Origin of the sequence: Devosia sp. LjRoot16, assembly GCF_964252795.1 — a bacterium.
Classification (GTDB): Bacteria; Pseudomonadota; Alphaproteobacteria; order Rhizobiales; family Devosiaceae; genus Devosia_A.
Genome location: NZ_CAXUPH020000002.1, coordinates 667,961 through 693,836, shown reverse-complemented (window position 1 = coordinate 693,836; position 25,876 = coordinate 667,961). Strand labels below are relative to the sequence as shown.

Here is a 25,876-nt window from a genome sequence, read left to right as displayed (position 1 = left end):
GAAATGAGCCAGTCCATGTCGAAAGCCGAAGCCAAGGCCGGCAAGAAGAAGAACGAGCTGCTCGAGACGATCATCGTGATCATCGAGGCGCTGGCGATCGCCCTGATCTTCCGGACGTTCCTCTACCAGCCGTTCTCGATCCCCACCGCCTCGATGCAGCAGACGCTGATGATCGGCGACTATTTCATCGCCAACAAGTGGACCTGGGGTTTTGGCAAATACTCGTTCCCGATCGCGCTGCCGTTCAACGGCCGCATTTTCGGCAGTGAGCCGAAGCGCGGCGATGTCGCGGTGTTCCGCAACGAAATCACCAACGAAGATTACATCAAGCGCGTCATCGGCATGCCGGGCGATCGCATCCAGATGAAAGAGGGGCGCCTCTACATCAACGGCACCATGGTCGAGCGCCAGCAGACCGGTACGGCGACCGATACCGACAGCTACATGACCACCGTGCCGGTGACCGTCTACACCGAGACGCTGCCCAACGGCGTCACGCACACCATCCAGGAGATCTCCGACAACGAGCAGCTCGACAACACAGCCGAGTACGTCGTTCCCGCGGGCCACTTCTTCATGATGGGCGACAACCGCGACCGGTCCGCCGACAGCCGCGTGCTGAGCCAGGTGGGTTACGTGCCGCTCGATAATCTGATCGGCAAGGCCGAGGCGCGGTTCTTCTCGATCAAGAACAATCTGCCGCCGTGGCAGCTGTGGGAATGGCCGGCCAACGTGCGTTGGGACCGGATGTTCCAGTCCGTGAACTGATGGCGAAGGGACGCTCGCACGAAAAGCTCGAAGCTCGTCTGGGCTATCGCTTTGCCGACCCCGACCTGCTCGATCGGGCGCTGACTCACTCCAGCGCCGTTTCCCCAGGCAAGCGCATCGAGCGCTCCTATCAGCGGCTCGAGTTCCTCGGCGATCGCGTGCTCGGCCTCGTCGTGGCCGACATGCTGTATCGCCGGATGCCCAAGGCCAACGAAGGCGAGCTGTCGCGCTCGCTGAACACCCTGGTGCGCAAGGAAACCTGCGCCGCCATCGCTCGGCAGCTCGACCTCGGTTCGGAGATGAATCTCGGCGACAGCGAGGCGCGCACCGGCGGCGCCAACAAGGATGCCATCCTCGGCGACATCGCCGAAGCGGTGATCGGCGCCGTCTTCTGCGATGGCGGGCTGGGCCAGGCCTACGAGATCGTCGAGCGGCTGTTCGGCGAGCAGCTCGACCACGCCGGGCATGTCCGCGCCGACCCCAAGACCACGCTGCAGGAATGGGCGCAGGGCAGGGGCCTCGAGCCGCCGCTCTATGCCGAAGTCGAGCGCACCGGCCCCGATCACGCGCCGGAATTCACCATTGCCGTGCGGCTCGGCGATTTCCCCGCCATCACCGCCACCGGCCCCTCCAAAAAGCTGGCTGAGCACAAGGCCGCCGAGGCTTTCCTGATCCGAGAGAAAGTCTGGCGCGACACGATATGACCGACAAGAACGAAATGCCCGAGGCAGCCGAGCTGCCGGTGGCCGGCGAAAACACCCGCTGCGGCTTCGTCGCGCTGGTGGGCGCGCCGAACGCCGGCAAGTCGACGCTGCTCAACTCGCTGGTGGGCACCAAGGTTTCGATCGTCACCCACAAGGCGCAGACGACGCGCTCGATGATCCGTGGCGTGGTGACCGAGGGTGATGGCCAGATCGTCTTCATCGACACGCCGGGCATCTTCGCGCCCAAGCGCCGGCTCGACCGCGCCATGGTCGAGGCTGCCTGGACCGGTGCGGGCGATGCGGACCTCGTCGCCCTGATCGTCGATGCCGAGCGCGGCGTCACCCCGGAAATCGAGGCGTTGCTCGAGGGGCTGGGGAACGTCCCGCACCCCAAGGTGCTGGTGCTCAACAAGGTCGACCTGATCAAGCCGGAAAAGCTGCTGAAGCTGTCCGAGGCTCTCAACGGACGCCTGCGCTTCGAACAGACCTTCATGATCTCCGCGCTGACTGGCAGCGGCGTACAGGACCTGCTCAACTGGGCGTTGAAGCGCATTCCGCTCGGCCCCTGGCACTTCCCCGAGGATCAGCTCACCGACCTCACCCTGCAGATCACCGCCGCCGAGGTGACGCGCGAGAAGCTGTTCCTCCGTGTCCACGACGAGATCCCCTACAACGCCACGGTCGAGGGCGAGAAGTTCACCATCAACAAGGATGGCTCGTATCGCATCGACCAGGTGATCTATGTCACCCGCGACACGCACAAAAAAATCGTCCTGGGCGCCGGCGGGCAGACCATCAAGTCGATCGGCGCTGAAGCGCGCAAGGAGTTGATGGAGATCTTCGAGGTGCCGGTGCACCTGTTCATCTTCGTCAAGGTCCGCGAGAAATGGGGCGACGATCCCGAGCGCTATCGCGAAATGGGGCTGGAGTACCCGCACCAGAAGTGAGGGCGCACCGCGGCGCGACGGTCCATGCAGTGGGACGGTGAAGGGCTGATTGTCGGCGTTCGCCGTCACGGCGAGTCGAGCGTCATCGCCGAGGTGATGGTCGAGGGCAGGGGGCGGCATCTCGGGTTGATCCGCGGTGGCCGTTCATCGAAGCTCGCGGCGACGCTGCAGCCCGGCAATTCGGTGCAGGTCAGCTGGCGCGCCCGGCTGGAAGAGCACCTCGGCACCTTCACGCTCGAGCTGCTCGAGGCGCGCGCCGCCGGGCTGATCGCCGACCGGGTAAAACTCTATGCTAGTCAGATCGTCTGCGAACACCTGCGGCTGCTGCCGGAGCGCGATCCGCATGATCGCCTGCTCGGCCTTGCCATCCGCATCCTCGACCAGGAGGGGTCGGTGCTCGAACTCGGCGCCTCGGTGGTACGCTTCGAGCTGATCCTGCTCGATGAGCTGGGCTTCGGTCTTGATCTGTCGAGCTGCGCCGCGACCGGCACGACGCGCGACCTGACCCATGTCTCGCCGAAATCCGGCCGGGCCGTCAGTCGCGCCGCCGCCGAGCCCTACCTGCCACGGCTGCTGCGGCTGCCACCATTCCTGATCAGCAGCGCCGATCCGACAGCGGAGGATGTCGGCGCCGCCTTCACGCTGACCGGGCATTTCCTCGATATGCATGTCTGGCTGGCGCGCCAGCTCGAACCGCCGGCGATCCGCGAAACCTTCATCGAGCTGGTGTCGAAGCCAGCCGATTGATCCACGGCGCACCTCGCGCGTTGCCTGTCTCAAGGAGAACCGCCATGACCGAGCACCTGCGCATCGACACCGCGTCGCGGATCATCGCCGCGCCGCCCGAGGCGATCTACCGGGCGTTCGTCGATCGCGACGCGCTGCTGGCCTGGCTGCCACCCGAGGGGATGACCGGCGAAATGCTGGAGTTCGAACCGCGCCCTGGCGGCGCTTTCCGCATGGCGCTGCATTACAGCGTTCCCGGCCCCGGCAAGACCACCGAGGATACCGACATGGTGGAGTCGGAATTCGCCGAACTGGTCCCTGGTCATCGCGTGGTGCAACTGGTGCGCTTCAGGAGCGATGATCCGGCCTTCGCCGGTACCATGCGCATGGTCTGGGACCTCGAACCCGCCGATGGCGGCACCCGCGTCATCATCCTCTCCGAAGACGTGCCGCCCGGCATCAACAAGGAAGATCACGATACGGGGTTGAGGTCGTCGCTGGAGAATCTGGCGAGGTATGTAGAGGGGCAGTAGGGGTGGGTGGCCCCCTTATCTTACGGCCGGCATCTCAGGATGGGCCCCGGCCTTCGCCGGGGTGACACCGTGGGTGGGGACGCGGCAGTGCACGGGCCGAGAATAGAGCTAAGCGTACTTCGCCGGCTTCGGCCCGGGCGGCGGGGGCGGCTCCTCGATGCCGAGCCGGCGGCGGAGTTTGCCCAGCGCCAGCGATTGCATCTGGAAGCGGCTGGCGGTCAGCGGTGTGATCACCACCACTTCAGTGCCGGTCGCCTCGTCGATCGCGGCGACGCGCATTTGCTGGCCGAGTTGCGTGAACTCGAAGAGGACTCTATGCCCGGAAGGCTGTTGGCCGGACGGACGATTGTCGGGTCCGGCCATCGTGATCAGCCTTCGCCGAAGTTGACGATGCCCTGCGCGTCGAACTGATAGACGTCGTCGCGGAAGCTCACCGTGCCCTGCCGGTTGGCCCAGGCAGTGATGTAGGTGGTGTGGATCGGGATCTGCACGTCGAGCTTGATGTCCTCGCGCATGCCTTGCTCCCATGCGGCCATGACGCTTTCGGGGGTCCAGCCGCCGCCATTGTCGCGCAGCAGCCAAGCCACCAGCTCTTCGATGTTCTCGCAGCGCATGCAGCCCGAGGAGTGGAAGCGGGCGTTCTCGCCGAACAGCGCCTTCTGCGGCGTGTCGTGCATGTAGACGTCGTACTTGTTGTAGAAATCGATCTTGCAGTGACCCATCGAGTTCTCGCCGCCCGGATCCTGCCGGAAGGTGTACTTCACCGCCTCGGTGGTCTGCCAGTTGATGGCCGTCGGCGGGATCTCGTTGCCCTTGCCGTCGAAGATGCGGATGCGGAACTTGGTCAGGTATTCCGGATCCTCGTTCATGTACTTGATCATGTCCTTCTCGATGATGCTCTTGGGCACCGTCCAGTAAGGATTGAACTTCACCTGGAAGATCTTGGAGTTGAGGATCGGCGTGGCGCGGTCGACCTTGCCCACCACCGAGTTATGGCGCTGCACCACCTGCGCGCCCTCAACCGCCTCGACAACCGCCGCCGGAATATTCACCGCGACATAGCGATCGGAAAGCGCCGAGGCCCACTGGTCGATGCGCTGCGCATTGAGGCGAAGCTGGTTGAGGCGGTAATCCGCCGGCACCGACAATGCGTAGAACGTCGCTTCGTCCACGGCGCCGTTGATGACGAGGCCGTGGCGGGCCTGGAACAGGCGCACCGCGGCATCGAGCCCGGCATCGAACTCGTCGTTGACGCGCTTTTCGAGCGGCATGTCGCCGTTGATCATCAGGCGGCGCTTCAACAGCGCAGCGGCCCGGCGCGACTCGCCCAGCTTCAGCCCGAAGGTCTCTCGCGTCGGCGCTTCCCAGCTGCCATTGGCGGCGATGAACGCTTCATAGTTCTGGATTGCCAGCTGTAGGTTGTACGAGGTGTCGTAGCTGAGGATCGGCTCGATCGTATCGACCAGGCTCTTGGCGGTGGCGGTGTTGCCTTCCTGATCGACGTTCTTGATCCGCTTATCTTTGTTAAGCGCGTCCCAGAAGTTGTCTTCCTCCGCCCTGACGATGGCCGGCATCGCAAGGCCGGCGCCCATCGCCGCCATGGAGGTCAGGAGGTTCCGTCGATTCAACCGCATCAAGTCACCCAAAGTCGCCATTCCGAGAGGTTGTCCCTCATAGCATCGGCCCCAGTATGCCTCCAACGTGGTCAAGCAGGTGTGAACTGCCGGCCGTCTGAACGCACAAAACCAAGGGACTTGCAGTGACGAGGGATCAGCCTGCAATTGCTTCGATGCATAGCCGAATTCTGGGCATAAATAAGAAACGCCGGCTTAAGGCCGGCGTTTGCTGAATCCGCTGTGGCAAGGATGCCACACTGGTCGATTTGGGCCCAGGCAGAGCGGGCTCTGCCCGAGGTCAGAGCTTGTAGAGGATCTGGTCGACCCAGAAGCGCTCCAGGCGGCCCAGCGCCTTGTTGAGGCCTTCAAACGTCTCGCCGTTGAGGCCGCCGACCTTTTCGATCGACTTGAGGTGACGATCGTAGAGTTCGTCGATCACCTCGGCCACTTCCTCGCCCTTGGGGGTGAGGCGGATGCGGACCGAGCGGCGGTCGGAACGCGAACGCTCCTGGAAGATATAACCGGTCTCGACCAGCTTCTTGAGATTGTACGAGACGTTCGAGCCGAGATAGTAGCCACGCGAGCGCAGCTCGCCGGCGGTCATCTCGGCATCGCCGATGTTGAACATCAGCAGCGCCTGGACGGGGTTGATATCGTCCCAGCCCATCCGGTCGAACTCGTCCTTGATCAGGTCGAGCAGCCGGCGATGGAGCCGTTCGACACGGCTGACGGCTTCGAGGTAGAGCGGCTTCAGCCCGAGAGCTTCTTCCGGAACCATTGCCTCTGCGGCGTTGGATTTGATTGCCATTGTTGCCTCACTGTCCTGTCGTCTTGCGCGATTTCTTCGCGTCTCATAGGCCCCAAACTACGGGGGCCCAAATAAGATGGCCTTAAGCCGTAGACTTAAAACTATCTTACGGAAAAAGTTCAGGAATTTGGCTTTACGAGAGGTAACCGCAGGTCAGAAAATTGTAACCTGAATCGTCCGTTACCGCAGCATGTCTCCCGAAAGTGGGTACTGGTTTCGGGACAAAGACATGCGCAGAAAAATGGCTAAAGCGCACGAGCGATTCCCAGAGATCGCGACGCGCTTTAGGCCCTAGTCGTGGGCGCGGCGCAGCCGGAAGCTGAGGAAGAACAGCACCGCGATGCCGCCGACCAGCAGCAGCCTGAGGGCGAAACCAAAGGCCCCCATCTCGGCGCCGGGCACTCCGCCCAGGTAGAGCGCCAGCTCGACGAGGGTGGCGCCAACCAGCAGCACGGCGCCCCAGCTGGCGCGGATCCACAAGCCCACCGCGGCGAACAGCCGGGCGAGGCAGAACACGGTGAGGAAGGCAAAGCCAGTGGGGCCGAGCTGGGCGATCGGGCTGACGGCGCCGGAGGAGACCCCGAGCAGGCGGGACGCATCGGCAAGGCCGAGCAGCAACGCGATGATCGCGATGATCCTCAGATAGCGCCCGGCGAGTTCGCTCTTGAAATCCATCCGGCGTGGATAGCGCGGATGGGATGGTGCGACAAGCGCAAGCCTTGGCGCAGGACCGCCGTGCCTGATAGAAGCGCCGCGGTCCGGAGCGTTCTCAGGAAAAGTTGCAGACTTTTCCGGTTCGAGAGCGTGACAAACAAAAAATGAGGGCGTCTCGCCGTTTGACGAATGGCGGGATGCCCTGATGGAGCGCCTGATGAGCACGAACTGGCCCAAGCACGACATGAGCTTTCTCGGCGGGCGGCGGCAACGTCGGCTGCGCCGCGCCGGCTGGATGCGCAACATGGTGCGCGAGACCGTGCTCACGCCGCACGACCTGATCTGGCCGCTCTTCATCATCGAGGGGCAGAACGAGCGCACCGCCATCCGCACGCTCCCCGGCGTCGAACGGTTGAGCGTCGATCTCGTGGTTGAAGCGGCCAGGGCGGCCGCCGCCGAGGGCATCCCGGCGCTGGCGCTGTTCCCCAATACCCAGGACGACCGGCGCAATGCCGACGGCAGCGAAGCCTGGAACCCGGACAACCTGACGGCGCAGGCGCTGCGCGCCATCCGCGACGCCGGCGTCGATATCGGGCTGATCACCGACGTGGCGCTCGACGAGTACTCGTCCGACGGCCAGGACGGGCTGGTCCGCGACGGCGAGATCCTCAACGACGAGACGGTCGAGGCAATGGTCAAGGCCGCGCTGATGCAGGCGAGGGCAGGGGCCGACATCATCGCCCCGTCCGATATGATGGATGGCCGCGTTGCCGCCATCCGCCGGGCGCTCGATGCCGAGGGTTTTGACCATGTCGCCATCATGGCCTACTCGGCCAAGTTCGCCTCGGTCTATTACGGCCCGTTCCGCGAGGCGGTGGGCTCGGGCAGCCGGCTCATTGGCGACAAGCGCACCTACCAGCTCGACTATGCCAATTCGGACGAGGCGATGCGCGAAGTGGCGCAGGATATCGCCGAGGGCGCCGACATGGTGATGGTGAAGCCGGGACTGCCCTATCTCGATATCGTGCAGCGCGTCAGCGACGCCTTCGACGTGCCGCTGTTCGCCTACCAGGTATCGGGCGAGTACGCGATGATCCGCTTTGCGGCGGAGGCTGGGGCGATCAATGGCGAGGGCGCCATGCTGGAAAGCCTCGTGGCCTTCAAGCGGGCAGGGTGCGACGGCGTGCTGACCTACTTCGCCCTCGAGGCGGCTCGCCTGCTCAACGCCTAACGGCGCAGCGGACGCTTGCAGCCGATCAGATATCGGTACGTCTCCCGCTGCTGCAGGTCCCCGAGCGTCTCGATGGCGGGGACACCGATCCTCCGCGAGAGGTGCAGGACGACGTCGGCTCCGACGCACAGTCCGACATGCGCGCCCCAGCTGTCGGGATTGTCGTGAACGAGCACCAGGTCGAACGGCGCCATTCGCTCGGCTTCAGCTGTGTAGTCCCGATCCAGCCACAACGCGTCGGACCGCAGGTCGGGCAGGACGAAGCCGTGATGGCGGAGCACGGCGTAGGCGTATTGCTGGCAGTTCGCGCCGCCCTCGACCCCAAGCACGCCGGGGGCGCCTGGAAAATGGCTGGCATTGTAGCGCACGTCCCTCAGATGGGGCGGGATGGCGATGCTGGAACGGCTCAGATCAAGCATGTCGATGCCCACGATCGCCTGCCCGGACGGACAGGCCCCGGACCAGACTGGCGTCACGCTCGGCCGCTGGCCAGGGGATTTTTCGTGTCCCCACTTGTGTGGGACCTCATGGTCCCCATCTTTTCCCTCATGAACCAGGGCAACACCATGAGCGACCATCTTCCCGACCCGTCCAACGCGCCGGAACTGTTCGAGGGCGTGTTGCTGCGCCGCGCTGCGGCGTGGCTGATCGACTGCGTGATCATCACCTTCATCACCATCGCCGCGCTGCTGGTCGGTGGCATTTTCGGCATCGTGACGTTGGGGCTCGGCCTGCTGGCCTTGCCGGTCATCATTCCGCTGGCGATCCTCGGCTACTATGCGGCGACGCTCGGCTCGCCGATGCGGGCCACCGTCGGCATGCAGATGATGGATATCGTGCTGACGCCGGTGCGCGGCACGCCGCTCAACGGCTGGAGCATCCTCATCCACCCGATCCTGTTCTGGGTGACGGTGTGGATTTCCTGGCCGTTCTCGATCCTTTTCGCGCTGTTCACGCCGCGCCAGCAAATGCTGCACGATCTCGTAGTGGGCACCTTGATGCTGCGCCGTTCGCCGATGCAGCGGTTCTGGCGGTCCGGCGGCATGCACTCGGCCTGATCCAGAGGCACTGATCCAGAGGTACTGATCCAGAGGTACTGATCACGGTGCGCTGAGACATGATGGGCCATTGCCGGCCCATCGGGTCGCGTCTATCCTCTGAGCATCGCTCGAAGGACGACGATGACCGATCAGACGCCCGAGAACACCCAGCTCTTCCTTACCGCGGCTATGCCGTGTCCGTATCTGCCGGGTCGTCAGGAGCGTAAGCTCTTCACCCACCTGACCGGTCGTCGGGCCGCTTCGCTCCACCACCTGTTGAGCGACAACGGCTTCCGCCGCAGCCAGAACCTGATCTACCGGCCGGCCTGCGACGGCTGCTCGGCCTGCCAGTCGGTGCGCATCGTGGCGCAGGAATTCGTGCCGTCGGCGCGCTACCGGCGCATCCGCAAGGCCAATGCCGACATCGCCGTCGAGGTTTGCCAGCCGCGCGCCACCGCCGAGCAGTTCGCGCTGTTCAAGCGCTACCTCGATGCTCGCCATGCCGGCGGCGGCATGACGCAGATGAGTTTTGTCGACTACGAGTACATGGTCGAGGATACCCCGGTGCAGACCGTGGTGGTCGAGTACCGGCTCACCTCGCACCCGCAGCGCCCGCTGGTGGCCGTCGCGCTCACCGACGTCATGCCGGATGGGCTGTCGATGGTCTACAGCTTCTACGACCCGCTGCTCGACAAGCGCGGGCTCGGGAACCTCCTGATCCTCGACCACATCGAGCAGGTGAAGCTCGCCGCGCTCACCTATGTCTATCTCGGCTACTGGGTGAAGGACTCGCCGAAGATGGCTTACAAGGGCCAGTTCCGTCCGCTCGAAGTGCAGCGTGGCCCGCTGGGCTGGCGCCGCCTCGAGTAGCCTCAGCCCTTTCCCCGCAACCAGCGCGAGAAGGCCCGCAGCTTCTTCAGTTGTGGCAGGTACCGCATGTGCAGCCGTCGGCGCAGCGACAACCCCACCTTGATCGGGTGGTAGATGCGGTTCCGCTGGCGGAACTGCTGCGGCGCCCTGACGAAATAGCGGAATCCGCGCGGTGGCCGATAGGCGTGCGTGGTGCCCATTGTGTGCATATCGAGATGACTACCGTCGTAGTGATGGCCCCAGCGTTCCCTGGGCGTCTGGGTATCATGGCCGCCAATCTCGGCGATGGAGAAGCCATCCGCCCGCGCCATCGAAGGCAGCAGCATCTCGAAGTGGCCGTGCCAGCCCGGCTGCAGCAGCATCCCGCAGTAGTGCTCCAGCAACCGTCGCGACAGGCGTGAGATCGGCATGAACACGATCAGCGGATCTGCGATCGCGTGCGCGGGCTGCCGATAGATCGGCGCGAAATAGTAGCTCGGCTCGGCGCTCAGCGGATGAATGCGGGTTGTCAGCAGATCACCCTCGTAGCCCGCCGCAGGCCTGAAGAAGTCAGCCCAGTCGCCCGAGAAGTCGACGTCGTACTCGACCAGCCAGAAGCGGTCGTAAGCCGCCAGCCTGGGGTCGAGAAACGCCGTGATCCAGACCAGGTCGACATAGCCCCAGGGAGTAGGGTGCTGCAGGAATTCCTGGTAGCGAAGCGGGAAATGCCTGGCGCTGTCGGCCATGCGGACTACGAAATCCGCCTGCACCGGCGCGGGCGTGCCGAGTTCTCCCTCGTTGTGCTGATAGGCGAGGAAGACGTCGAGCACCGTGCCCGCCTCACGCTTCAGCCGCGCGTAGTGCTCGGCGACTTCCGACGTCCAGATATGGGTCACGAACACAACGCAGTCGCGTCGTGCGCCGTTGGTTTCGGTTTTCGCTTCAGTCAAATCCGGAAGTCCGTCGCTAACCGACAAACCTGTTGTTTCTTGGGAAGCCCGTCGGCGGCTGACGACCGGCCGAGGCGCGATCGCCCAGCCATTCGGTCAGCTCAGTCATTGTCTTGGTATAGTTGCGCCCGGAGGAGTCGGTCCAGGTGAGCCCGACGCCGGAGGGGAAGGTCTTCAGATCCGAGAGGCCGCCGTCCTTGTATTTCTGCAAGCGGACGCCCTTACCCCTGCCCATCTCGGGCAACTGGTCGAGCGGGAACACCAGCATTTTGCGGTTCTCGCCGATCACCGCGAGCATGTCGCCTTCGAGCGGCGCGATCAGCCGCGCTTCCTCGGTATCGCCGACGTTGAGCACCTGCTTGCCCTTCCGGGTATTGGCGATCAGCTCGTCCTCGGCGACGACGAAACCGTCGCCCTTGCGCGAGGCGATAACCCGCTTGCGGCCCGGCCGGTAGACGAAGAGATCGACCAGGTCCTGGCCTTCCTCGATATCGACCATCAGCCGCACCGGCTCGCCCTGGCTGCGGCCGCCCGGCAGGCGATCGCCGGCCAGCGTGAACACCTTGCCGCCAGTGGAGAGCAGCAGCAGCTTGTCGGTGGTCTGGGCGTGGAGGAACAGCTTCAGCCGATCGCCGGTTTTGAAGCCCTTGTCATCGATCTCGGTGGTGTGGCCGCGCATCGAGCGGATCCAGCCCTTTTCGGAGAGGATCACGGTGATCGGCTCGCGCTCGATCATCTGCGTCGCCACTTCCTCGTGGTCGATATCCATCGCCTCGGAGAAGTCGGTCTTGCGGCCCCAACGCGGGTGGCGGGTGACACCGTCCTTCTCGAATTTGGGGTAGGCCTTCTTCAGCTCGCCGATTTGCCTCGCGATCTCACCCCACTGCTTCTTGTCGGACGCGATGAGGGCGTTGAGATGCGCCTGCTCCTCGCTGAGCGTCTTGTGTTCGGTACGCAGCTCGATTTCCTCGAGCTTGCGCAGCGAGCGCAGCCGCATATTGAGGATCGCTTCGGCCTGCACATCGCTGAGGCTGAAGGTCGCCATCAGCGAGGCCTTGGCGTCATCCTCCTCGCGGATGATGCGGATCACCTCATCGAGGTTGAGATAGGCGACGATATAGCCGTCGAGCACTTCGAGCCGGCGGGCGATCTCGGCCAGCCGGTTATTGGTGCGGCGCACCAGCACGTCCTTGCGGTGCTCGAGCCAGGCGACGATCGCCTCCTTGAGGCTCATCACCCGCGGCACGACCCCGCGGTCGAGGACGTTCATGTTGAGCGAGATGCGCTGCTCGAGGTCGCTCAGCTTGAACAGCTGCTCCATCAGGATAGCCGGGTCGACCGTGCCGGCGCGCGGCTCGATGACGAGGCGGACGTCGTCGGCGCTCTCGTCGCGGATGTCCTTGAGCAGCGGCAGCTTCTTGTTGAGCAAGAGCTCCGCGATCTTCTCGACCAGCTTGGACTTCTGCACCCCATAGGGGATCTCGGTGACGACGATCTGGTAGACGCCGCGCCCCTTGTCTTCGCGCTCCCAGCGGGCGCGCAGGCGGAACGAACCGCGGCCGGTCTCGTAGGAATTGAGGATCGAGCTCTGACTTTCCACCAGGATGCCGCCGGTCGGAAAATCCGGACCGGGAATGTAGTGCATCAGATCGGCGGTGGTGGTGCCGTCGCGGCCATTGTTGATCAGGTGCAGCGCCGCGTCGCAGATTTCATCGACGTTGTGCGGCGGGATCGACGTGGCCATGCCGACGGCGATGCCGGTCGAGCCGTTGGCCAAAAGGTTGGGGAAGTTCGCCGGCAGCACCGAGGGTTCCTCGGTGGCGCCGTCATAGGTCGGCTTGAAGTCGACCGCGTTCTCGCCCAGGCCCTCGAGCAGCCGAGAGGCCACCTCGGTCATGCGCGCTTCCGTGTAACGGTAAGCCGCCGCCCCGTCGCCATCGATATTGCCAAAATTCCCCTGGCCGTCGACCAACGGGTAGCGCATGGCAAAATCCTGCGCCAGGCGGACCATGGCGTCATAGATCGACTGGTCGCCGTGCGGATGGAAGCTACCGATCACGTCGCCGACCACCTTGGCCGACTTCTTGTAGGCGCCGCCCGGGTCGAGCCGCAGCAGCCGCATGGCGTGCAGGATCCGGCGGTGCACCGGCTTCAGGCCGTCGCGGGCATCGGGCAGGGCGCGCTGGGTGATGGTGGAAAGGGCGTAGGAGAGGTAGCGCTCCTCGAGCGCCTCGCGGAGATCTACGACCCGCTGGTTATCGCCATCGGGCGGAACGGTGTCCGGATCGTCGCTCATCGGGTGGTCTCAGTCATGCGAATCATTTTCGCACTATAGCGATTGGGGCCTCAAACCGGGGGTGCAGCAAGGCCGCATCCCCGGAGTTTAGCGTCCTGTCACAGGCGGCAGGGGTGATAGTTGCCGTCGCAGCCGAGATCCCGCGCAACTGCGTCAAAGGTTGCGCCGGCGGTGGCTTGCTCTACGATCTCCAGATGCTTCGCCTGATCCTCGTTCGTCACGCCAAATCCGCCTGGGACGATCCGGGCCTCAGTGATTTCGATCGGCCACTGGCGCTGCGCGGCATCGCCGCTGCTGCGTGGATCGGCGAGACCCTGACCAGGCACGGCTGGTTGCCCGACCGCATTGTCTGCTCTACCTCACGCCGGACGCGCGAAACGCTCGAGTTGGCCATGACCCGCCTGCCGGCCAACGGTCCGAGGCCCGACGTGGTCTGGAGCGACGCCGTCTACGACCGGCGCGACCACGACTATCTCGGCCTGATCGCGGAGCAGGGGAGCGGTGCGAAGAGCCTCATGCTGCTGGGGCACAACAGTGCGACCGAGCAAACGGCGCTGACCTTGAGCGCCGACGGCGCGGCCCTGGGGAATTTCCCGACTGCAGGCATCGCGGTGATCGACTGTGAGATCTCGGACTGGATGGAGCTGGCGCCGCGTTGCGGGCGGCTGGTGCACTTCCTGCGGCCGCCAAAGGGCTAGCCGAAGGTGGGGCGCCGCAGCGGGCGCCCCTCGGTGCGGCGATCAGAGATTGCAGCGATGGTAGCGGCCATCATAGCCGAGGAACATGTCGGTCTCGGCGTTGTACGAGCGATAGCGGGCCTCGCAGGCAGCGACGTGGCCGTCGAAGCCGTCATAGCGGTCGACATTGCGGTTCATGCTGCCGACGATGGCGGCGCCCACTGCGAAGCCGAAAATGCCGGCGGCGACGCTGCCCAGGTTCGGCTGGTTCCAGCGGTACCAGTTGCGATAGTCGCCGGTGCCCCAGCGATTATGGTTCCGGCGCCAGTCATCGCAGCCACGCCAGTTCGGATGCTCGAGGCACCGCTCCGAAACGTAGCGCTGCTGCTGGCCGATACTGATGTTGACCGAAGCCGCGCTGGCAGGTGCTGGGATCATCATGATTCCGGCAAGGCTGGTAGCGACAATGGCGGAAGCGAGCTTTTTCATGTGAGGACTCCTCGTCTTCTTGTTGAGCTGACGCTGGCTCGCACAACGTTTTGAGGCACGCATAGTTGCGGGGGGCGCCCGGGCTGGGGCTTTCATCGGCGGTTCAACTCTGCGATAATGAGGTGTTCGCGCGACTGGCGAGATCAGATGGGGCACCATCGGGGAACGCGAACGAGCAGCTGCCGCTCGCCTGGGCACCCAACCGAAACCTCATGGGAGCCCGCATGAACCGGACGATCCACAGATATTGCCAGGCTGTCCTCAGCTTGGAATCGCTTGGGCCAGCGTGCTACACGCACGCCAGCCGAAACCCCAATCCTACTGCCCCGGGAGACGCCAAATGAGCGCCGCCGCATCCCTTCCGCTCTTCCCCCGCTTCTTCACCAACACCCTGGCCGAGACCGATCCCGAGATCGCCGAAGCCATCAAGCTCGAACTCGGCCGGCAGCAGCACGAGATCGAGCTGATCGCCTCGGAAAACATCGTGTCCAAGGCCGTGCTCGAGGCGCAGGGCTCGATCATGACCAACAAGTATGCCGAGGGTTACCCGGGCAAGCGCTATTACGGCGGCTGCCAATATGTCGACATCGCCGAGAACCTCGCCATCGAGCGTGCCAAGCAACTGTTCGGCGCCAACTTCGCCAACGTCCAGCCGAACTCCGGCTCGCAGATGAACCAGGCGGTGTTCCTGGCGCTGCTCGAGCCCGGTGATACCTTCATGGGCCTCGACCTCAACTCGGGTGGCCACCTGACGCACGGCTCGCCCGTCAACATGAGCGGCAAGTGGTTCAAGGTGGTGTCGTATGGCGTGCGCCAGGATGATCACCTGCTCGACATGGACGAAGTCGCCCGCCTCGCCCGCGAGCACAAGCCCAAGCTGATCCTTGCCGGCGGCACCGCCTATTCCCGTGTCTGGGATTGGGCCCGCTTCCGCGAGATCGCCGATGAAGTCGGCGCCTACCTGATGGTCGACATGGCGCATATCGCCGGCCTCGTCGCCGGTGGCGTGCACCCCTCGCCGGTGCCACATGCCCATGTCACCACCACCACCACGCACAAGTCGCTTCGTGGCCCGCGCGGCGGCATGATCCTCTCCAACGACGAGGCGATCGCCAAGAAGATCAACTCGGCGGTGTTCCCTGGCCTGCAGGGCGGGCCGCTGATGCACGTCATCGCGGCCAAGGCCGTGGCCTTCAAGGAAGCGCTGCAGCCCGAGTTCAAGGCCTATGCCCGCCAGGTGGTGGCCAATGCCCGCACGCTTGCGGCAACGCTGATCGAGAATGGGCTGGACGTGGTTTCGGGCGGCACCGACAACCACCTGATGCTGGTCGACCTGCGCAAGAAGAACGCCACCGGCAAGCGGGCGGAAGCCGGCCTCGGCCGCGCCTACATCACCTGCAACAAGAACGGCATCCCGTTCGACCCGGAAAAGCCGTTCGTCACCTCGGGCGTTCGCCTGGGCACTCCGGCGGCCACCAGCCGTGGTTTCGGCGAGGCCGAATTCCGCGAGATCGGCAAGCTGATCGTCGAGGTGCTGGACGGCCTGCGTGAAGCCAATTCCGACGAAGGCAACGCCGCGGTGGAAGCGGCGGTGCGCGACAAGGTCATGGCGTTGACCTCGCGCTTCCCGATCTACGCCGACTGAGCATAGCTTCGCCTTCGCGGAGCATTCCTGGAGCCTACCGATGCGCTGCCCCTATTGCGGAAATGACGATACGCAGGTCAAGGACAGCCGGCCGACCGAGGACTCCAACGCCATCCGTCGCCGCAGGATCTGTAATGCCTGCGGCGGCCGTTTCACCACCTTCGAGCGCGTGCAGCTGCGCGAGCTGCTGGTGGTCAAAAAGTCCGGCCGCAAGGTGCCGTTCGATCGCGACAAGCTGGCGCGTTCGGTGGGCACGGCGCTCAGGAAGCGCGACGTCGAGCCGGAGCGGGTCGAGCGCATGATTTCGGGCGTGGTGCGCCAGCTCGAAAGCCTCGGCGATGTCGAGGTGACTTCCGATCAAATCGGCGAGTTCGTCATGGAGGGGCTGAAGGGCCTCGACGACGTCGCATTCGTGCGCTTTGCCTCGGTTTACAAGAACTTCTCCGCCGCCGACGACTTCCGTTCGTTCCTGACCGAGCTTGGCAACGACGAGCGCCTGAAGCCCAATCACGACGATTGAGATTGCGGTTCCCACGCCCAGTGGCTAAGCCAAGGGCAGAACATTGCGCGTTTGAGCGCGCACAACAGAATGACTTTCCAATATGGCCCAGCCCAAGCCGCGTGATCCCTCCGCGCCCCGCACCGCCAACCAGCGTGGCGCGGCCCGCCTCGCCGCCGTCCAGGCCCTCTACCAGATGGATGTCGGCCGCCAGACGCTCGAGGACACGCTCAGCCAGTTCAGCGCCATCCATGTGGGGCGTGAAGTGGAGGGGGAGGAGTATCTGCCGGCCGATGCCGACTTCTTCCGCCAGATCGTCACCGGCGTGATCAAGGCGCAGCTGCAGATCGACCCCGCGGTTGATAACGCCCTGGTTGACGGCTGGCCGATGCCCCGCATCGACGCGACGCTGCGCGCCATCCTCCGTGCCGCGACCTTCGAGTTGCTGCGGCGCAAGGACATCCCGGCGCGCGTCGTGATCACCGAGTATGTCGACGTCGCCAAGGCGTTCTACGAAGACGACGCGCCCAAGATGGTCAACGCCGTGCTCGACGGCGTGGCCCGCGCGGCCGGCCGCGACGACGACGCGGTGAAGGCCAGGTAGGCGCGCCATGGACGAGCGCGCCACCAGCATCGGCTCGCCGCTCCGCAATATCGGCCTGCTCGCCGTCGCCCAGGCGATCCTCGGCTCGAACCAGGCGATCATCATGTCGATCGCCTCGCTGACCGCCGCGACCATGATCGCCGACAAGGGCTTCGCGACTGTCCCCGTTACCCTGATGATCATCGGAACCGCGCTCGCCACCGGGCCGGCGGCACTGCTGATCCATTCGCTGGGGCGGCGCGAGGGGTTGATGCTTGGCGCATCGATCGCCATTCCGGCGGGGATGATCGCGGCGCTCGCCGCCTGGCTCGATCAGTTCTGGCTGTTCTGCCTGGCGCTCGCGGTCTTCGGCGTTACCGCGGCCTTCGCCAACCAGTACCGCTTCGCGGCGGCCGACAGCGTGCCCGCCAACCTCAAGTCGCGGGCCATCTCCTGGGTGCTGTTCGGCGGCGTGGTATCAGGCTTCCTCGGTCCGCAGGTTGCTGCACACACCAAGGGCTGGATCCCTGGACACGAGTTCGCCGCGACCTACTTGGTCATGGGCGTGCTGGCGCTGGTGGCGATCGGAGTGATCAGCCGCACCCGGCTGGCGCCCACCGTGAAGCGGGCGGAGGACCGCAAGGCCGGCCGGCCGTTGGCGGTGCTGCTGCGCGACACCGGCATCTGGGTGCCGATGGTAGTCGCTGCGATCAGCTACTCGCTGATGGTGCTGGTGATGGTCGCGGCGCCGCTGGCCATGGTCTATGTCTGCGGCCACACCACCGAGGAAGCGGCCTTCGCCATCCAGTGGCATATCGTCGCCATGTTCGCCCCCAGCTTCGTCACCGGCGCGATCATTCAGCGCGTCGGCGCCAGGCTGACCGCAGCCATCGGGCTGCTGCTGATCCTGTTGGCGGCTGGCGTCAACCTGCACGGCATCACCACGATGCACTTCAACATTTCGTTGGTGTTGCTTGGTGTTGGCTGGAATTTCGGATTCATCGCCGCAACCGCTATGCTCGCCGCCGCCTACCGGCCGGAAGAGGCCGCCAAGGTGCAGGCCGCCAACGAGCAGGTGGTGTTCGGGGTCATGGCCCTGGCCTCGATCGCCTCGGGCCTGCTGCTGCAGCTGATCGGCTGGGAGGCCATCAACCTCCTGGCCATCCCGGTCGCCGCGGTGGCGATCCTGGCGCTGGCATGGGTCAGCTTTCGGCCGGGCAGGGCGGAGGGGCAGCCGGGCTAGCTCTCGAACACGCCACAACCTCCGGCCGTCATCCCGGCGGACGCCGGGACCCAGTGCTCCCGCCAATCCACGCGCACGAAGCCATCCGACCTTGCCGTGATGGACCGGCGCGGCTGATGCCTGATCTGGCCGTCTGAGCAGTGGGTCCCGGCTTTCGCCGGGATGACGGCTGGTGGAATTGGTGAGCTTGAGATCGACGTCAGATCGAGCTGATGATCGACTCAAGGAAGGTGCGGTCCTGGCCGTAGGACGGGGTACGGCGGCTCTCGATCGAGAAGGATTTGCCGTCCTTGACACCCAGGCGCTCGGTATCGACCACCTTGTTCTTCTTGTCGAAGTAGACGACGAGCAGGGTACGCTCCTTGCTCAGCTCCATGCCGAACGCGGTCTGCTGCACCTTTTCGCCCAGATAGTACCAGGCGGTTTCGGTGGCAAAGGAGTTGGTGACCTGCGGCGAGCCCAGCACGGCGGTAACCAGCGCGGCGCTCTGGCCGACGCGAATCTGCGCCACCGCATCTTCCGAGATCTCGTAGCCGCGCGCCTTTGATTGAGTGAGGCTCATGCCGCTGCCGCAAGCGGCGAGCGACAGGCTGACAAGCACGGCGGCGGTCATCGGGAAGAGGCGGCTAGTGACGGTGCGCAAAGGCATCAATTTGACTTTCCCGATCGCTGTCTACTATTAGCACGGCCTTGGCCGGCCGGGCACTGTGTAGCTGTCAAAGGCGCCCGCTGGCAAGCTGGCTTGCGTCCTTGCCCGAACCCTTCCACACCGGCAGCACCTTGTCCCGCAAAACCGCGGAGCGCGACTGATGATATTGAACTTGTTCAGGAAAAACCCGTCCTCCGACGCTGTTTATGCCGTCTATACAGCCATTGTGGCGCAATCCCGGCAGCCCGTCTTCTACGCCGACTGGGGCATTCCCGACACGGTCACCGGCCGTTTCGACATGATCTCGCTGCACCTGTCGCTGCTGTTCCGGCGTCTGAGAGTCGAAAAGCAGGCCGGCCACGAGTTCAGCCAGGCGCTGTTCGACCTGTTTTTCAAGGACATGGACCGTTCGCTGCGCGAGCTCGGAGCAGGGGATATGGCCGTGCCCAAGAAGGTCCGCAAGATGAGCGAGATCTTCTATGGCCTGATGACCAGCCTCAACGAGGCGATGGACCGTGATGACCGGCCGGGCGTCGAAGCAGTGCTGCGCCGCAACGTCTACCCCGAGGCCGACTCGGAGCACGCGCCGCAACTGGCGGCCTACCTGTTCACTCAGTACGACAAGTTCGCCGGCCAGTCGCTGGCCGACATCTGCGGGGGGCGCCTCGAGTTGGCGACTGCAGCATGAACGCTGACCAGTTCCGTATCCCCGACGCCAGCATCCGCCTCGATTCGATGCCGACGGCCGGCCGCGACCTGGTGCTTGCCGTGGACGCCGCCGATCGGCTGGCGGTCGCCGGGCAACTCGGCATCACCGCGGTCGAAAAGCTCGAGGTGAAGCTGCACGCGGTGCGCTTCAAGGGCGGCATCCGCGTCACCGGCCGGCTGGTCGCCACCACCGTGCAGCCGAGCGTGGTGTCGCTGGAGCCGGTGATCCAGGAGATCGCCGAGCCGATCGAACGGGTGTTCCTGCCCGGCGGCGAGAAGGTCTATGCCGGCCCGGCGGACGCGGAAATCTTCGTCGATCTTGACGGCGAGGACGTGCCTGACCATTTCGAGGGCAACGAGGCCGACCTGTCGGCACTGATCGTCGAGACCCTGGCGCTGGCGCTTGATCCATACCCGCGCCAGCCCGGCGAAACCCTGGGCGCGCTGCGCGATGATGGCGATACTGAGAGCGATCTGCCGTTCGCCGGCCTCAAAATCCTCAAGACTCCCGAGGACAAGGGCTAGAACGCTTTCTTTGAAACAGTGAAGCGCTCTAGGACCCCGCCACATCCGGGTGATATCTTGTTTGAGGTAAGCGTTTGAGTATGTTGAAACCCGTCTCCGTCAGGGGACGCTGGACCGGGCGGCGATGAGCGATTCCATCCGTATCTCCGTTGACGCCATGGGCGGCGACAAAGGGCCCCGCGTGGCCGTCGAAGGCGCGCGTCTGTTCTGGCGCGAGCGCAAGAACACCACCTTCATCTTCCATGGTCGCGAAGCCGAGCTGAAGCCGCTGCTCGACGAGTTTCCCGATCTCAAAAAGGTCTCGCGCATCGTCAACGCCGACATTGTCATCTCGATGGAGGAAAAGCCCTCGCAGGCGCTGCGCAAGGGCCGCGGCACCTCCTCGATGTGGGCGGCCATCCAGTCGGTGAAGGACGGCGAGGCCGATGTCGCGATCTCCGGTGGCAATACCGGCGCGCTGATGGCGATGGCCACGTTCTGTCTGAGGCCGATCGAGGGCATTTCGCGCCCCGCCATCGCGGCGCTGTGGCCGACGCTGCGCACCGACATCATCGTGCTCGATGTCGGCGCCACCGTCGGCGGCGATGCCAAGCAGCTGACCGATTTCTCGATTCTCGGCGCCGCCCTGGCGCGGGCACTGTTCGACCAGGAACTGCCCACCGTGGGGCTGCTCAATGTCGGCACCGAAGAGATGAAGGGCCACGACGAGGTGAAGGAAGCGGCGCGCATCCTGCAGGCGGCAAGCGGCGAGGGCTTCATCTATCATGGCTTCGTCGAAGGCGACGACATCGGCAAAGGCACCGTGGACGTGGTTGTCACCGAAGGCTTTGCCGGCAATATCGCGCTGAAGACTGCCGAGGGTACCGCGCGGCAAGTCGGCGCCTATATCCGCAACGCGCTGAAGGCCGACATCATTTCGATGCTGGGCGCAGCCATTGCCGGCCAGGCGCTGCAGGCGCTGCGCCGCAAGCTCGACCCGCGCAACATCAATGGCGGGGTGTTCCTCGGCCTCAACGGCGTCGTCATCAAGTCGCACGGCGGCACCGACGAGGTCGGCTTCAAGGGCGCCCTGGGCCTTGCCTATGAGATGGCCCGCAGCCGCGTCATGGACAAGATCGGCGAAGGCATGCGCCGCTTCCCCACACTCAACGCGGCGCCCTCGACCGAGGCGGCGCCCGTTCCCGAAACCGAGGCGAAATCCGCGTGACCGACAAGAAATCCATCATCCGCAGCGTCGGCTCCTATCTGCCGGCACGTGTGGTGAGCAATGACGAGCTGGCCAAGACCGTCGACACCTCCGACGAGTGGATTCAGCAGCGCACCGGCATCAAGCAGCGCTACATCGCCGCCGAGGGCGAGAACACCTCCGATCTTGCCGCCGCTGCGGGCCGCAAGGCGATGGAGAACGCCGGCATCACCATCGACGACGTCGACCTGATCCTCGTCGCGACGACCACGCCGGATATGACCTTCCCGGCGACGGCGGCAGTGGTGCAGCAGAAGCTCGGCATGCACCATGGCGCCGCCTTCGACATCCAGGCGGTGTGCTCGGGTTTCGTCTACGCCGTCGCGACGGCCGACTCGTATCTGAAGAACGGGCTCGCCAAGCGCGCGCTGGTAATCGGCGCCGAGACCGCCTCGCGCATCCTCGACTGGAACGACCGCACCACCTGCGTGCTGTTCGGCGACGGGGCAGGGGCAGTGGTGATGGAGCTCGGCAAAGCCGGCGAGGAACGCGGCGTGCTCGCGACCTCGCTGCGCTCCGATGGCCACTACTGGAACAAGCTCTACACCGATGGCGGCCCCAGTTCGACGCAGTCGATGGGCCACATCCGCATGGAGGGCAAGGAAGTCTTCAAGCACGCCGTCGGCATGATCACCGACGTGGTCTACAAGGTGCTCGAGGATACCGGCCACACCATCGACGATCTCGACTGGTTCGTGCCCCACCAGGCCAACAAGCGCATCATCGACGGCGCCGGGGTGAAGCTCGGCCTGCCGCCCGAAAAAGTGGTGGTGACCGTCGATCGTCACGCCAATACCTCCGCCGCCTCGGTGCCGCTGGCGCTTCACACCGCCGTAGCCGATGGCCGCATCAAGCGCGGCGACCTGGTGATGATCGAAGCCATGGGCGGCGGCTTCACCTGGGGCGCATCGCTGATCCGCTGGTAAGCCCGTCGCGATCAAACTCGGCGGGCCCCTCGCCATTCACGGAGCGGGAGGCCGTTGCCGACCTCTGGGAGGCCGTTGCCGACCCCTGGGAGGCCGTTTGCCAACCTCTGGGAGGCCGTTTGCCAACCTCACGCCTTTGATTGGTAAGCCAGATTGCCAGTGACGTGACAGCGCGTTAATCTTTGCCACAAATCCGTGGGTGGGGGCGCCTGACGGGCACCTGTATCCAGTTGGGCAAAAACGGAGGGGCGGCATATGACGCAGAGAACGGTCACGCGAGCCGACTTGGCGGAAGCGGTCTACGAAGCGGTGGGGTTGTCCCGCACCGAGTCGGCGGAACTGGTGGAGCGGGTGCTCGACCTCATCGGCGACGCGCTGGTGGAAGGCCACAACGTAAAACTCTCCTCGTTCGGCTCGTTCCAGGTGCGCTCCAAGAACGAGCGGATCGGCCGCAATCCCAAGACCGGCGAGGAAGTGCCGATCCTGCCGCGACAGGTTCTGGTGTTCAAACCCAGCAACGTGTTGAAATCCAAGATCAACAAATCTATGGTCCGGTCTGGAAAATAAGACTCTTTCCGGGCGGGTGAGTCCTTTTGGACAAGTCTCCAGACGCGTTTCGCACCATATCCGAGGCAGCCGACGAGCTGGACCTGCCGCAGCACGTGCTGCGCTTCTGGGAGACGCGTTTCTCCACCATCAAACCGCTGAAACGTGGCGGAGGCCGGCGTTACTACCGGCCTGAGGACGTGCTGCTGCTCAAGGGCATCCGGCATCTGCTCTACGATCAGGGCTTCACCATCAAGGGCGTGCAGCGGATCCTGAAGGATCAGGGCATTCGCTATGTCATCGGCATCGGCGAGGGCCGCCCGGTCGAAGCGCTGGAGCACCAGCCCGCCGACACCGAGCCCGAGGAGGATTTCACCTCCGAGTCGGCGGTGATCCCCGAAGACGACATGACCGATGCCCCGCCGGCGCCGTCGCGCCTGAAGCTTCCGAGCTTCAAGCCCAAGCCAGCCGGCCTCACGACCGCTGATCGCGACAAGCTTTCCGACGTGCTGCGTGAACTGCTCGACTGCAAGCGGCTGCTGGAGCGCGCTCGCGAGGGTTAGCGCCCGACGCCTTCGTCGGCGTTTTCGGATTCCAGCACGCCGAACGACTGCGACGAGCCGTTGCCGCTGTTCGACACAGCCCCATCGACACCAAGTCCGCGGCGCAGCAATTCGCGGACTGCAGCCGCACGGCTCGGCATGCGGTTGGCGAAGCGGAAGTCGTCGAGAGCGCGCAGTTCGTCCGCTTCAAGCATGATCTGCAGCCGCTCGCCGCGGACTAAGTCGTTACCCTTGTAGGTTTTCTCTGACATCGCGAAGCAGGAATGAGGTTGCGTTACTCATTCAACTCATTGCACGCAGAATGGTTGCCTGCAAGCGGTGTACTCATTCGCCACAAACCGCTGCAAAGCGGCAACGTGCTAACTCCCTTTTTCCTCGATTTGTCGACCGCACGGGCGCATGTGAAAGGGAAAGGAGACAGCCAGTGCTATTGAACACGCAATCGGATGGTTCGGGTTTTGGAACGGTGCTGATCGTCGAGGACGAGGTACTGGTCTCGATCATGATCGAGGATTTCCTGCTCGACCTGGGCGCAGCCGAAGTCATCACCTGTGTGACCCCGAACGAGGCCGAAGCCACGATTGGCAAGCGTTCGATCAACTGCGCCATTCTCGATGTCAAAGTCGGCGGCGCCGACAGCTTCGGGTTGGCTGACGCGCTGACCCATCAGGATGTCCCATTCTTCTTCGCGACAGCCTCCGGGCCTGAGGCAATAGTGGAACGGCACCGGCACCGCCCCATCCTCGCGAAGCCATTCTCGAATGCGCAACTGCTGGAGTTTCTGCACGCCACGATGGCGGGGCAGGGCAGGGATCGCTAGAGCTTTTCGTCTCGAAAGCTCAAGCAAAACAGAAGGGGGCCGGACGGCCCCCCTCTTATTTTGCGACCTCGGCCGTCAGCCCCGCTTGGGGATCTGCACGTCCTTGAGCATGATGGTAAAGATCATCGCCAGCACATAGACCCCGGCAAGGAACAGGAACAGCGTGTTGAAGCCAGCGGTGTAGTGGCTGAGAACAACTTCGCGCGTCGCCTCCGGCAGGCCGGCCGCGATGTGCGGGCTGAGGCTGGTGAGGCCGCCCGGCACCGCAGCCGCGACGTCGGCGGGGAGCTGTGTGTTCTGCTGGGTCAGCGCCCAGGTCATGACCGCGCCGTTCACGGCGAGCCCGAGCGAGGCGCCGATGGTGCGAGCCTGGGTGATGAGGCCGGTGGCGGCGCCGATATCCTGCAGTGGTGCCGCGGCCTGGATAGCGACCATCAGCACCTGGAACTGCAGACCCATCGAGATGCCGAACACCGCCATCAGCAGCGCCATGATCCAGACCGGCGTGTGCGCGTCGACGAAGGTGTAGCCCACCATCAGCAGCGCGCCGACCGCCATCGCGGCCACCGGCATCCACTTGTAGCGCCCCGTGGCCGCAATGATCCGGCCGGCAAGCATCGAGACGATCATCGAAGTCGCCGAAGCAGGCAGGAACAGGAAGCCGACTTCGGCCGGGCCGAACCCGGTGATCACCTGGAAGTAGAGCGCAAAGTAGAAGAACTGGCCGAGCGTTACGACGCCGGCGAGCAGCGAGACCAGCGTCACGATGGTGATCGTGTGGTTCCGGAACAGCCGCAACGGCACGATTGGCTCGGCGGCCCGACGCTCGGTAACGACGAACCAGATGGCCGCGGCAATGCCGATGACGGGCAGGGCGAAGGTCAGCAGATCCGGGCCGGCCGGGTCGATCACATGGTCGCCCCAGTAGACGATGGCAGTGGTGGCGACGGCAAGCAGTACGCCGCCGAGATAGTCGACCTTGTGCTGCTTCTCGACGAACTTCGAGCGCATGGCGACGAAGATAAGCGCCAGGACGACGATGCCGACCGGCAGGTTGACGAGGAACACCCAACGCCAGCCGAACAGGCTGGTGATGTAGCCGCCGGCGACCGGCCCGAGAATCGAGCTCAGCGCGAACACGGCCGACGAATAGCCCTGGTACTTGGCGCGGTCGCGCGGCCCGAACAGCTCGCCGATCATGGCGAAGGCCGAGACCATCAGCCCGCCACCGCCGATGCCCTGCAGCACGCGCGCGGCGATCAGCGATTCCATCGACCAGGCGAGACCGCAGGCGGCCGAGCCGATGAGAAACAGCACGATCGCCGTCATCACCACGTTCTTGCGGCCGTACATGTCACCGAGCTTGCCGTAGAACGGCGCCACTGCGGCGGTGGAGAGCAGGTAGGCGGAGCCGACCCAGCCGAACAAATGCAGGTTGCCTAGTTCACCGGCAATGGTGGGCAGCGCGGTGACGACGATCTGCATGTCGAGCGTCGCCATGAACATCGCGATCAGCGCGCCGAAATAGACGAGCAGCGTCGCGCGGTCGGGGCGCGATGGCGCCTCGGCGACCGGCGCGGCGCCGGAAATGGGGTTGGTATCAACGCTCATCAAGCGACCTCCGAATTGGAACGG

The 25,876-nt window shown here is 64.6% G+C and carries 31 protein-coding genes and 1 riboswitch; of the genes, 20 read left to right on the top strand and 11 right to left on the bottom strand.

Annotation, left to right across the window (positions count from 1 at the left end):
• Nucleotides 1-3 precede the first annotated feature (3 nt).
• Genes lepB through ACSQ23_RS13820 form a run of 5 tightly spaced genes read left to right on the top strand, consistent with a single transcriptional unit; the run spans nucleotide 4 to nucleotide 3,678 of the window.
• Complete coding sequence (gene lepB / locus ACSQ23_RS13840; RefSeq protein ID WP_244488443.1) at nucleotides 4-768, top strand: signal peptidase I; 765 nt, start codon at nucleotides 4-6, stop codon at nucleotides 766-768.
• The gene (gene rnc / locus ACSQ23_RS13835) at nucleotides 768-1,472 is read left to right on the top strand and encodes a ribonuclease III (RefSeq protein WP_055878959.1); all 705 of its coding nucleotides are present in this window, start codon (nucleotides 768-770) and stop codon (nucleotides 1,470-1,472) included. The genes lepB and rnc overlap by 1 nt, the downstream gene beginning before the upstream one ends.
• Nucleotides 1,469-2,419 carry a GTPase Era gene (gene era / locus ACSQ23_RS13830; protein WP_156384584.1) on the top strand — a complete coding sequence of 317 codons (951 nt, stop codon included), beginning with the start codon at nucleotides 1,469-1,471 and terminating at the stop codon, nucleotides 2,417-2,419. The genes rnc and era overlap by 4 nt, the downstream gene beginning before the upstream one ends.
• Before the next feature lie 24 nt (nucleotides 2,420-2,443).
• The gene (gene recO / locus ACSQ23_RS13825) at nucleotides 2,444-3,166 is read left to right on the top strand and encodes a DNA repair protein RecO (RefSeq protein ID WP_436090960.1); all 723 of its coding nucleotides are present in this window, start codon (nucleotides 2,444-2,446) and stop codon (nucleotides 3,164-3,166) included.
• 44 nt (nucleotides 3,167-3,210) lie between these two features.
• On the top strand, nucleotides 3,211-3,678 hold the full coding sequence (locus ACSQ23_RS13820; protein ID WP_055997836.1) for an SRPBCC family protein: 468 nt from the start codon (nucleotides 3,211-3,213) through the stop codon (nucleotides 3,676-3,678).
• A gap of 108 nt (nucleotides 3,679-3,786) precedes the next feature.
• Here ACSQ23_RS13820 and ACSQ23_RS13815 read toward each other — a convergent pair whose 3' ends face one another.
• The 4 genes from ACSQ23_RS13815 to ACSQ23_RS13800 all read right to left on the bottom strand — a co-directional run bounded on the left by ACSQ23_RS13815 (nucleotide 3,787) and on the right by ACSQ23_RS13800 (nucleotide 6,777).
• Nucleotides 3,787-4,041 carry a DUF6898 family protein gene (locus ACSQ23_RS13815; protein WP_055879867.1) on the bottom strand — a complete coding sequence of 85 codons (255 nt, stop codon included), beginning with the start codon at nucleotides 4,039-4,041 and terminating at the stop codon, nucleotides 3,787-3,789.
• Between the two features lie 5 nt (nucleotides 4,042-4,046).
• Nucleotides 4,047-5,312 carry a L,D-transpeptidase family protein gene (locus ACSQ23_RS13810; RefSeq protein ID WP_162247934.1) on the bottom strand — a complete coding sequence of 422 codons (1,266 nt, stop codon included), beginning with the start codon at nucleotides 5,310-5,312 and terminating at the stop codon, nucleotides 4,047-4,049.
• A gap of 280 nt (nucleotides 5,313-5,592) precedes the next feature.
• Complete coding sequence (gene ldtR / locus ACSQ23_RS13805; RefSeq protein ID WP_055997842.1) at nucleotides 5,593-6,102, bottom strand: transcriptional regulator LdtR; 510 nt, start codon at nucleotides 6,100-6,102, stop codon at nucleotides 5,593-5,595.
• A 291-nt stretch (nucleotides 6,103-6,393) separates the two neighbouring features.
• Nucleotides 6,394-6,777 carry a hypothetical protein gene (locus tag ACSQ23_RS13800; protein ID WP_055878947.1) on the bottom strand — a complete coding sequence of 128 codons (384 nt, stop codon included), beginning with the start codon at nucleotides 6,775-6,777 and terminating at the stop codon, nucleotides 6,394-6,396.
• A 196-nt stretch (nucleotides 6,778-6,973) separates the two neighbouring features.
• Here ACSQ23_RS13800 and hemB point away from each other — a divergent pair, with 196 nt between their 5' ends.
• The gene (gene hemB, locus ACSQ23_RS13795; RefSeq protein WP_436090959.1) at nucleotides 6,974-7,987 is read left to right on the top strand and encodes a porphobilinogen synthase; all 1,014 of its coding nucleotides are present in this window, start codon (nucleotides 6,974-6,976) and stop codon (nucleotides 7,985-7,987) included.
• Here hemB and ACSQ23_RS13790 read toward each other — a convergent pair.
• Nucleotides 7,984-8,418 (bottom strand): hypothetical protein, encoded by a 435-nt coding sequence (locus tag ACSQ23_RS13790; RefSeq protein WP_436090958.1) that lies wholly within the window; start codon nucleotides 8,416-8,418, stop codon nucleotides 7,984-7,986. The two genes, hemB and ACSQ23_RS13790, sit on opposite strands and share 4 nt — an antisense overlap.
• Nucleotides 8,419-8,553: 135 nt before the next feature.
• Between ACSQ23_RS13790 and ACSQ23_RS13785 the strand changes: the two genes are divergently transcribed.
• Nucleotides 8,554-9,045 carry an RDD family protein gene (locus ACSQ23_RS13785; RefSeq protein WP_436090957.1) on the top strand — a complete coding sequence of 164 codons (492 nt, stop codon included), beginning with the start codon at nucleotides 8,554-8,556 and terminating at the stop codon, nucleotides 9,043-9,045.
• Between the two features lie 123 nt (nucleotides 9,046-9,168).
• Nucleotides 9,169-9,897, top strand: a complete 729-nt coding sequence (locus ACSQ23_RS13780; RefSeq protein ID WP_055878940.1) for an arginyltransferase — start codon at nucleotides 9,169-9,171, stop codon at nucleotides 9,895-9,897.
• 2 nt (nucleotides 9,898-9,899) lie between these two features.
• Here the strand turns inward: ACSQ23_RS13780 and ACSQ23_RS13775 are convergent, their stop codons facing one another.
• Nucleotides 9,900-10,826 carry a hypothetical protein gene (locus ACSQ23_RS13775; protein WP_436090956.1) on the bottom strand — a complete coding sequence of 309 codons (927 nt, stop codon included), beginning with the start codon at nucleotides 10,824-10,826 and terminating at the stop codon, nucleotides 9,900-9,902.
• Between the two features lie 16 nt (nucleotides 10,827-10,842).
• Nucleotides 10,843-13,122 (bottom strand): DNA topoisomerase IV subunit A, encoded by a 2,280-nt coding sequence (gene parC / locus ACSQ23_RS13770; RefSeq protein WP_055997851.1) that lies wholly within the window; start codon nucleotides 13,120-13,122, stop codon nucleotides 10,843-10,845.
• A 113-nt stretch (nucleotides 13,123-13,235) separates the two neighbouring features.
• Between parC and ACSQ23_RS13765 the strand changes: the two genes are divergently transcribed.
• On the top strand, nucleotides 13,236-13,820 hold the full coding sequence (locus tag ACSQ23_RS13765) for a SixA phosphatase family protein (RefSeq protein WP_436090955.1): 585 nt from the start codon (nucleotides 13,236-13,238) through the stop codon (nucleotides 13,818-13,820).
• A gap of 42 nt (nucleotides 13,821-13,862) precedes the next feature.
• Here the strand turns inward: ACSQ23_RS13765 and ACSQ23_RS13760 are convergent, their stop codons facing one another.
• A complete protein-coding gene (locus tag ACSQ23_RS13760; RefSeq protein ID WP_436090954.1) occupies nucleotides 13,863-14,288 on the bottom strand; it encodes a BA14K family protein in 426 nt (141 codons plus the stop codon).
• Between the two features lie 120 nt (nucleotides 14,289-14,408).
• Nucleotides 14,409-14,491: riboswitch (ZMP/ZTP riboswitch) on the top strand.
• Between the two features lie 137 nt (nucleotides 14,492-14,628).
• On the opposite strand from ACSQ23_RS13760, the gene glyA reads away from it, so the two are divergent.
• The 4 genes from glyA to ACSQ23_RS13740 all read left to right on the top strand — a co-directional run bounded on the left by glyA (nucleotide 14,629) and on the right by ACSQ23_RS13740 (nucleotide 18,258).
• Nucleotides 14,629-15,933, top strand: coding sequence for a serine hydroxymethyltransferase (glyA, locus tag ACSQ23_RS13755; RefSeq protein WP_055878928.1), 1,305 nt, complete (start codon nucleotides 14,629-14,631; stop codon nucleotides 15,931-15,933).
• A gap of 40 nt (nucleotides 15,934-15,973) precedes the next feature.
• On the top strand, nucleotides 15,974-16,453 hold the full coding sequence (nrdR, locus tag ACSQ23_RS13750; RefSeq protein ID WP_055997857.1) for a transcriptional regulator NrdR: 480 nt from the start codon (nucleotides 15,974-15,976) through the stop codon (nucleotides 16,451-16,453).
• 82 nt (nucleotides 16,454-16,535) lie between these two features.
• A complete protein-coding gene (gene nusB, locus ACSQ23_RS13745) occupies nucleotides 16,536-17,036 on the top strand; it encodes a transcription antitermination factor NusB (protein ID WP_436090953.1) in 501 nt (166 codons plus the stop codon).
• A gap of 7 nt (nucleotides 17,037-17,043) precedes the next feature.
• Nucleotides 17,044-18,258 (top strand): MFS transporter, encoded by a 1,215-nt coding sequence (locus ACSQ23_RS13740; protein WP_055878921.1) that lies wholly within the window; start codon nucleotides 17,044-17,046, stop codon nucleotides 18,256-18,258.
• 199 nt (nucleotides 18,259-18,457) lie between these two features.
• Here ACSQ23_RS13740 and ACSQ23_RS13735 read toward each other — a convergent pair whose 3' ends face one another.
• Nucleotides 18,458-18,907, bottom strand: a complete 450-nt coding sequence (locus ACSQ23_RS13735; RefSeq protein ID WP_055878918.1) for an outer membrane protein assembly factor BamE — start codon at nucleotides 18,905-18,907, stop codon at nucleotides 18,458-18,460.
• Between the two features lie 160 nt (nucleotides 18,908-19,067).
• On the opposite strand from ACSQ23_RS13735, the gene ACSQ23_RS13730 reads away from it, so the two are divergent.
• The 6 genes from ACSQ23_RS13730 to ACSQ23_RS13705 all read left to right on the top strand — a co-directional run bounded on the left by ACSQ23_RS13730 (nucleotide 19,068) and on the right by ACSQ23_RS13705 (nucleotide 23,421).
• Nucleotides 19,068-19,595, top strand: a complete 528-nt coding sequence (locus ACSQ23_RS13730) for a ubiquinol-cytochrome C chaperone family protein (protein WP_436090952.1) — start codon at nucleotides 19,068-19,070, stop codon at nucleotides 19,593-19,595.
• Nucleotides 19,592-20,140 (top strand): YceD family protein, encoded by a 549-nt coding sequence (locus ACSQ23_RS13725; RefSeq protein WP_436090951.1) that lies wholly within the window; start codon nucleotides 19,592-19,594, stop codon nucleotides 20,138-20,140. The genes ACSQ23_RS13730 and ACSQ23_RS13725 overlap by 4 nt, the downstream gene beginning before the upstream one ends.
• Before the next feature lie 124 nt (nucleotides 20,141-20,264).
• Nucleotides 20,265-21,347 (top strand): phosphate acyltransferase PlsX, encoded by a 1,083-nt coding sequence (plsX, locus tag ACSQ23_RS13720; RefSeq protein ID WP_436090950.1) that lies wholly within the window; start codon nucleotides 20,265-20,267, stop codon nucleotides 21,345-21,347.
• A complete protein-coding gene (locus ACSQ23_RS13715) occupies nucleotides 21,344-22,312 on the top strand; it encodes a beta-ketoacyl-ACP synthase III (protein ID WP_055878908.1) in 969 nt (322 codons plus the stop codon). The genes plsX and ACSQ23_RS13715 overlap by 4 nt, the downstream gene beginning before the upstream one ends.
• A gap of 255 nt (nucleotides 22,313-22,567) precedes the next feature.
• Nucleotides 22,568-22,879: an integration host factor subunit alpha gene (locus ACSQ23_RS13710; protein WP_055048678.1), complete on the top strand. Its 312-nt coding sequence runs from the start codon at nucleotides 22,568-22,570 to the stop codon at nucleotides 22,877-22,879.
• A gap of 26 nt (nucleotides 22,880-22,905) precedes the next feature.
• Nucleotides 22,906-23,421: a MerR family transcriptional regulator gene (locus ACSQ23_RS13705; RefSeq protein ID WP_055878905.1), complete on the top strand. Its 516-nt coding sequence runs from the start codon at nucleotides 22,906-22,908 to the stop codon at nucleotides 23,419-23,421.
• On the opposite strand, the gene ACSQ23_RS13700 is transcribed toward ACSQ23_RS13705, so the two are convergent.
• The gene (locus tag ACSQ23_RS13700; protein ID WP_055878902.1) at nucleotides 23,418-23,672 is read right to left on the bottom strand and encodes a hypothetical protein; all 255 of its coding nucleotides are present in this window, start codon (nucleotides 23,670-23,672) and stop codon (nucleotides 23,418-23,420) included. The two genes, ACSQ23_RS13705 and ACSQ23_RS13700, sit on opposite strands and share 4 nt — an antisense overlap.
• A gap of 179 nt (nucleotides 23,673-23,851) precedes the next feature.
• Between ACSQ23_RS13700 and ACSQ23_RS13695 the strand changes: the two genes are divergently transcribed.
• The gene (locus tag ACSQ23_RS13695; RefSeq protein ID WP_055997868.1) at nucleotides 23,852-24,241 is read left to right on the top strand and encodes a response regulator; all 390 of its coding nucleotides are present in this window, start codon (nucleotides 23,852-23,854) and stop codon (nucleotides 24,239-24,241) included.
• Nucleotides 24,242-24,316: 75 nt separating this feature from the next.
• On the opposite strand, the gene ACSQ23_RS13690 is transcribed toward ACSQ23_RS13695, so the two are convergent.
• On the bottom strand, nucleotides 24,317-25,852 hold the full coding sequence (locus ACSQ23_RS13690; RefSeq protein ID WP_055997871.1) for an MDR family MFS transporter: 1,536 nt from the start codon (nucleotides 25,850-25,852) through the stop codon (nucleotides 24,317-24,319).
• Between the last annotated feature and the right edge of the window lie 24 nt (nucleotides 25,853-25,876).